At 69.8% G+C, this 6,884-nt stretch carries 4 protein-coding genes; 1 reads left to right on the forward strand and 3 read right to left on the reverse strand.

Going from position 1 to position 6,884, the window contains the following annotated elements:
- Positions 1 to 99: 99 nt before the first annotated feature.
- Genes treZ through glgX form a run of 3 tightly spaced genes read right to left on the reverse strand, consistent with a single transcriptional unit; the run spans position 100 to position 6,246 of the window.
- Positions 100 to 1,824 (reverse strand): malto-oligosyltrehalose trehalohydrolase, encoded by a 1,725-nt coding sequence (gene treZ, locus ABZU25_RS31970; protein WP_355033075.1) that lies wholly within the window; start codon positions 1,822 to 1,824, stop codon positions 100 to 102.
- On the reverse strand, positions 1,821 to 4,127 hold the full coding sequence (gene treY, locus ABZU25_RS31975) for a malto-oligosyltrehalose synthase (RefSeq protein ID WP_355033076.1): 2,307 nt from the start codon (positions 4,125 to 4,127) through the stop codon (positions 1,821 to 1,823). The genes treZ and treY overlap by 4 nt, the downstream gene beginning before the upstream one ends.
- A gap of 1 nt (position 4,128) precedes the next feature.
- Positions 4,129 to 6,246 carry a glycogen debranching protein GlgX gene (glgX, locus tag ABZU25_RS31980; protein ID WP_355033077.1) on the reverse strand — a complete coding sequence of 706 codons (2,118 nt, stop codon included), beginning with the start codon at positions 6,244 to 6,246 and terminating at the stop codon, positions 4,129 to 4,131.
- 312 nt (positions 6,247 to 6,558) lie between these two features.
- On the opposite strand from glgX, the gene ABZU25_RS31985 reads away from it, so the two are divergent.
- The coding region (locus tag ABZU25_RS31985; protein ID WP_355033078.1) for a glycogen/starch synthase at positions 6,559 to 6,884 on the forward strand (326 nt) is incomplete at its 3' end.

The following is a 6,884-nucleotide window of genomic DNA, read 5'->3' on the forward strand; positions in this document are numbered from 1 at the left end:
TCAATTATTCCACGATCACTGCCTTCCATTTCAGCGGTCGGATTGGAAGCCACATAACATCCGACAGTCGACTACTCTTGGACATGCCCCGCACTCGCATTAGAGCGCCACAACCGCCGCAGTCTCCGCAGGCAGTTGGATCCGGTCCCGCATCACCGTGACCCCTTCCCCCGTAGCCAGCAGCACCCGCCGAGCCACCCCAGGCAGGCTGACTCCCTGCCCCCGCCCAGCCAGGTTCGCCACGACCAACGTGTCCCCCCGCCGCATCACCAAAAACTGGTCCCCGTGCTGAACAGAAACCGCGTGCATCCGAGGATCAGACAGGTCCGGCAACGACCGACGCAAGGCAATCAACCGCTGGTAGAACGCCAACATCTCCCGATGCTCAGGCTTGTCCAGCTCCGCCCAGTCCAACCGCGACCGCACGAACGTCTCCGGGTCCTGCGGATCCGGCACGTCCCCCTCCGGCCACCCGTGCGAGGCGAACTCCCGCCGCCGCCCGGTCCGCACCGCAGAAGCCAACTCCGGCTCCGGATGCGACGTGAAGAACTGCCACGGCGTAGAAGCCGCCCACTCCTCCCCCATGAACAACATGGGCGTGAACGGCGCCGTCAGCAGCAGCACAGCCCCCACCCGCAGCAGCGAAGGCGAGAGAGAAGCAGAGATCCGATCCCCGGTAGCCCGGTTCCCGATCTGATCATGGTTCTGCAAGTACGCGACCAACCGATGACCTGGCACCCGCGAGTCCAGCGGCCGCCCGTGGTGCCGGTTCCGGAAGCTCGACCAGGTCCCCGCGTGGAAGAACCCGCCCGTCAACACGTCCGACAGCGTCTCCAGCGACCCAAAGTCCCCGTAGTACCCCTGCCGCTCCCCCGTCAGCAACGTGTGCAGCGCGTGGTGCGCGTCGTCGTTCCACTGCGCGTGCAGCCCGAACCCACCAGCCTCCCGAGGCGTGATCAGCCGCGGATCGTTGAGGTCAGACTCCGCGATCAGCGACAACGGCCGCCCCAGGTGCGTCGACAGAGACTCGACGGAAACAGCCAGCTCTTCGAGCAGCGGAACAGCCCGCGAGTCAGGCAGGGCGTGCACAGCATCGAGCCGCAACCCGTCCACGTGATAGTCGCGCAGCCACATGAGCACGCTGTCGATGATGTAGCGGCGTACCTCGTCGGAGTGCGGCCCGTCGAGGTTGACCGAACGCCCCCAGGAGTTCGACTGCTCGGCGAGGTAGGGCCCGAACTGCGGCGCGTAGGCCCCGGAGGGCCCGAAATGGTTGTAGACGACGTCGAGGATCACCCCCAACCCGCGAGCGTGGGCGGCGTCGACGAACCGTTTCAGGCCGTCGGGGCCACCGTAGGGCTGGTGGGGGGCGTACCAGCAGACGCCGTCGTACCCCCAGTTGTGGTCGCCGTTGAAGGCGTTGACCGGGAGCAGCTCGATCAGGTCGACGCCCAGCGACACCAGGTGGTCGAGGCGCTCGATGGCCGCGTCGAAGGTGCCTTCCGGGGTGAAGGTGCCGATGTGCAGCTCGTAGAGGATGCTCCCGGGCAGCTGCCGGCCGGTCCACGAGGTGTCGGACCACGCGTAGGCGGAGTGGTCGTAGCGGCGGCTGGGCCCGTGCACACCAGCAGGCTGCCACGGTGACCGGGGGTCGGGCAGTGGTGTTTCGTCGTCGTTCAGCAGAAAGGAGTAGTCCAGGCCGGCGTCCGGCACGTCGACCCGCCACCAGCCGTCGGCGGCGGCGCCCATCTCGTGGTCGGCGTCGCCGGTCAGCCGCAGCCGCACACGGGTGGCGTCCGGTGCCCACACGGAGAATTCGGTCATGACGCAGCCTCCACGGCAGCGGTGGGGGGAGCCAGCAGCGCGACGGGATAGTCGGACAGAAGGTCGTCCAGAGGGGTCTCCCCGCCACTGTAGACCCGACCGGTGAACAGGTCCTTAACCTCGTTAACGGGAAGCGACAGCGCGGTGTTGCACCACCCACCGGCGCGTGCCAGGCCCAGCGGCAGCCGGGTCGCCACGGTGATCGCGCCACCCCGGTCGAACGCCACAGCGTGCCGGCCCAGCGGCCCGTGCGCCGGCACCGGCCGGTAGCCGGTGAACAGCTCCGGGTGCGCCCGCCGCAACCGCAGGGTCCGCGACACGACGAGCAGCTTCGCCGCTCCGTCGGTGTCGACCGGGGGACGCCAGCCGCCGTCGAGGCGTGCCAGCAGCTCTCGGCGTACGTCGAAGTCGACAGGGCGGCGGTTGTCCGGGTCGACGAGGGAGTTGTCCCACAGCTCGGTGCCCTGGTAGGTGTCCGGCACCCCGGGCATGGTGAGTTGCACGAGTTTCTGCCCGAGGGAGTTGCACCAGCCGGCCGGGGCGATCGCGGCGGCGAGTTCGGTCAGCTCGTCGTGCAGGCTCGGGTCGTCGTACATCCGGTCGATCATCGCGTGCATGGCCTGCTCGAACACCGGGTCCGGGTCCGCCCAACTGGTCGAGGCCGCGGCCTCCCGGGCGGCCTTCTCGGCGTACGCGTGCAGCCGCTCCCGTTCGATTGGCCACGCGCCGACGGCGGTCTGCCAGAGCAGGTGGGCGAACGACGGGTCGGGCAGCGGCGCGTACTCCATCCAGCTCTTGACCTGCTCGGCCCAGCGGCCCGGCAGCTCGCTGAGCACGGCGAGGCGGGCGCGGACGTCCTCGCCGCGTTTGGTGTCGTGGGTGGCGACGGTGGTCATGCTCGCCGGCCAGCGGACCTGCTGGGCGGCGGCGAAGCGGTGGAACTCCGCCGGCGGCACCCCGAAGTGGGCGGGGCTGTCGCCGACCTCGTTGAGGGCCACGAACCGGGTCCACCGGTAGAAGGCGGTGTCCTCCACGCCCTTGGCCATCACCGCGCCGGTGAGCTGCGGGAACCGCTGCGCCAGCTCGTCATTGGGGTCGCGCAGCCGGCGGGTGACCGCGTCCAGGGCGCCGGCCAGGTCGGGGCGGCGGCGGCCGGCCTCGGCGCGGGCGGCGGCGAGGTGCCGGACGCCGTGCGGCGGGTAGCCCCGGTAGACGGCGAACGCGGCGGCCAGCTCGGCGAGTGCCGCGCGGGCCTGCTCGGTCGGCACCTCGGGGGCGAGCGCGGCCAGCCGGGTCAGCTCGGCGGCGAGGAGTTGGGTGGCGGCGGCCAGCTTGGTGGTGTGGGTCAGGTTCTCCCACGAGGTGTGCTTCCCGGTCAGTTGGGTGTCCAGGACCGTGAAGTCACCCTCGGCGTCGGTGTCGACGAACAGCCCGCCGACAGCGGCCAGCGCGTCGTAGCCGGTGGTGCCGTCCACCGGCCAGTCCGGCAGCTCCTCGCCGTACTCCAGGATCTTCTCCACCACGAGCCAGGCGTCCGGCACGGCGGCCCGCAACCGGGTCAGGTAGCCGGCCGGGTCGCGCAGGCCGTCCGGGTGGTCGACGCGGATGCCGTCGACCTCCCCGGCGGCGGCCCAGCGCAGGATCAGCTCGTGGGTGGCGGCGAACACCGCCGGGTCCTCCACGCGCAGACCGGCCAGGCCCGCGATGGCGAAGAACCGGCGGTACGTCAGCTCGGCGTCACCGCGACGCCAGGAGACCAGCTCGTAGTGCTGCCGGTCGTGCACCTCCCGGGCGGTGCCGTCGCCGGTGCCGTCGGCGACCGGGAAGCGGTGCTCGTGGTAGCGCAGCTCGTTGTCGACCAGCTTGAGGTCGTCCAGGGCGGCCGGGTCGTCGGCGAGCACCGGCAGCAGCAGCCGGCCCCGGTCCCAGTCGATGTCGAACCAGTCGGCGTACGAGGAGTCGCGCCCCCGGCGCAGCACGTCCCACCAGGCCGGGTTGGCCGGTGGCACGGCGACACCGGCGTGGTTGGGCACGATGTCGACGACCAGGCCGAGGTCTTTGTCCCGCAGTGCGCGCAGCAGTCGCTGCCGGGCGGCCTCCCCGCCCAGCTCCGGGTTGACCGCCCGGTGGTCCACCACGTCGTAGCCGTGCTGGGAGCCGGGGATGGCGGCCAGCAGCGGGGCGGTGTAGAGGTGGCTGACGCCGAGGTCGGCGAGGTAGTCGACGATCGCGGCGGTGGCGTCCAGGTCGAAGCCGGGGCGGACCTGGACGCGGTAGGTGGCCCTGGGAGGGGTGGCGGCCATGTCAGATCATCCTCTCCAACACCACGAGGGACCGGTCCGGCACCCGGATGGTGCCGCCCGCGCTGATCACCGTGGCGTCGCCCGGTTCGGGTTCGGCCGTGCTAATCACCCGTTCCCACTTCTGGCCGTACTCGCTGCCGGGCATTGTGAAGTCCAGCGGCGCGTCGTGGGCGTTGAAGCAGAGCAGGAACGACGCGTCGTGGTGTTTCTGGCCGTACTGGCCGCGCTCGCGGATGCCCTCGCCGTTGACGAAGAGCGCCACCGAACGGCCGAAGTCGTTGCCCCAGTCCTCGCCGGTCATCTCCCGCCCGTCCGGGGTGTGCCAGGCCAGGTCGGGCAGCGGCTCGTCGCTGCCGCGCCCATTCACCGGCAGGCCGGTGAAGAACCGGCGACGGCGGAACACCTGGTGCCGTTTGCGGAACGCGGTGAGCGTCTGGACGAACTCCAGCAGCTGCTCGTCGACGTTGTCCCAGTCGACCCAGGCCAGCTCGCTGTCCTGGCAGTAGACGTTGTTGTTGCCGTGCTGGGTGCGACCCAACTCGTCGCCGTGGCCGATCATCGGCACCCCCTGCGACAGCATCACTGTGGCCAGGAAGTTGCGCCGCTGCTTGGCCCGCAGGGCGAGCACCGCCTCGTCGTCGGTGTCGCCCTCGACCCCGCAGTTCCAGGACCGGTTGTGACTCTCGCCGTCCCGGTTGTCCTCGCCGTTGGCCTCGTTGTGCTTGTCGTTGTACGACACCAGGTCGTTGAGGGTGAACCCGTCGTGCACTGTGACGAAGTTGATGCTGTGGAACGGGCGGCGGCCGTCGTCCTGGTAGAGATCGGCGGAGCCGGAGATGCGTGACGCGAACTCGGCAAGGGTGGCCGGCTCACCGCGCCAGAAGTCCCGCACGGTGTCGCGGTATTTGCCGTTCCACTCCGTCCACAGCGGCGGGAAGTTGCCCACCTGGTAGCCGCCGGGGCCGACATCCCACGGCTCGGCGATCAGCTTCACCTGACTGACCACCGGGTCCTGCTGGACCACCTCGAAGAACGTCGACAGCCGGTCCACCTCGTAGAACTCGCGGGCCAGGGTGGCCGCCAGGTCGAAGCGGAAACCGTCCACGTGCATCTCGGTCACCCAGTAGCGCAGCGAATCCATGATCAGTTGCAGGGAGTGCGGGCTGCGCACGTTGAGGCTGTTGCCGGTGCCCGTGTAGTCGACGAAGTAGCGGCGGTCCTCCTCGCTGAGCCGGTAGTAGCTGGGGGCGTCCACGCCCTTGAAGCTCAACGTCGGGCCGAGGTGGTTGCCCTCGGCGGTGTGGTTGTAGACCACGTCGAGGATGACCTCGATGCCGGCCGCGTGCAGCGCCTTGACCATGCCCCGGAACTCCTGCACCTGCTGGCCGGTCCGGCCCAGCGCGGAGTAGCCGTGGTGCGGGGCGAAGAACCCGATGGTGTTGTAACCCCAGTAGTTGCGCAGCCCCAGGTCGACGAGGCGGTTGTCGTGGATGAACTGGTGCACCGGCATCAGCTCGATCGCGGTCACCCCGAGTTGGGTCAGATACTCGATCATCGGCGGGGAGGCGATGCCCGCGTACGTGCCGCGCAGCTCCTCCGGGATGTCCGGGTGGCGCATGGTCAGCCCACGGACGTGCGCCTCGTAGATCACCGAGTGGTGGTAAGGGGTGCGCGGCGGCTTGTCGTTGCCCCAGTCGAAGTACGGGTTGACCACCACCGACTTCGGCATGAACGGCGCCGAGTCGGTCTCCGACATCTTCTCCGGCTCCGCCATGTCGTAGTCGTAGACCGCCGGGTCCCACTCCACGTCACCATCGATGGCCTTCGCGTACGGGTCGAGCAGCAGCTTGTGCGGGTTGCAGCGCAACCCGTTGGCCGGGTCGTACGGGCCGTGCACCCGGTAGCCGTAGCGCTGCCCCGGCTCGATGCCCGGCAGGTACGCGTGCCACACGTAGGCGTCCACCTCACGCAGCTCGACGCGGCGCTCCGCGCCGGTGTCCCACTCGTCGAAGAGGCAGAGCTCGATCCTGTCGGCGACCTCGGAGAAGATGGCGAAGTTGGTGCCCATCCCGTCGTAGGTGGCGCCCAGGGGGTACCGCTCGCCCGGCCAGACCTGCATGTTGCTCCTTAGACCATGGTTGTGCGCGCACCGGCCGACGCATGCCCGCGCGCATGCACGTAGTGCCCCCGGCCCGGGCGTGCCAATCCATCCTTTCAGGCGGTGCCGGAAAACCACCTGTCTGAGGCGTGCTACACCCTCAGGTGTCCTCCGTCACGATGACCCCTTTCGAGGTGCGTTCTCGGGCCCGATGCACTTTCCTTGACCGGGGACAAGCGTTCGCGCGCGTTCCGCCTGGCCCTCGGCCACCCCTTACACCTCACTCCGCCGCCACTGACGTCGGCGTATCACCATGCATGGACGGAGATTGATGTGACAGTGCGGGTCGACGAGCAGCACACAGCCACCAAGGACCGGGCCCACCGGCCCACAGTGACCTCCCGGTCCGCGCTCCCGACCCAGCCCGGTCTCTCCGCGCAGCCCGGCGCGACAGTGCCGGCGCAGCCCGGCCCCGGGGTGCCCCCGCAGACCCGCCGCATCCTGATGCTGTCCTGGGAGTACCCGCCGGTGCTCGTCGGCGGCCTCGGTCGACACGTGCACGCCCTCTCCGTCGCCCTCGCCGCCGCCGGCCACGAGGTCACCGTCGTCACCCGCCACACCGACGGCGCACCCATGGAGGAGTACGCCGACGGCGTCCG

The organism is Micromonospora sp. NPDC005215, from assembly GCF_040607915.1.
GTDB lineage: Bacteria > Actinomycetota > Actinomycetes > Mycobacteriales > Micromonosporaceae > Micromonospora.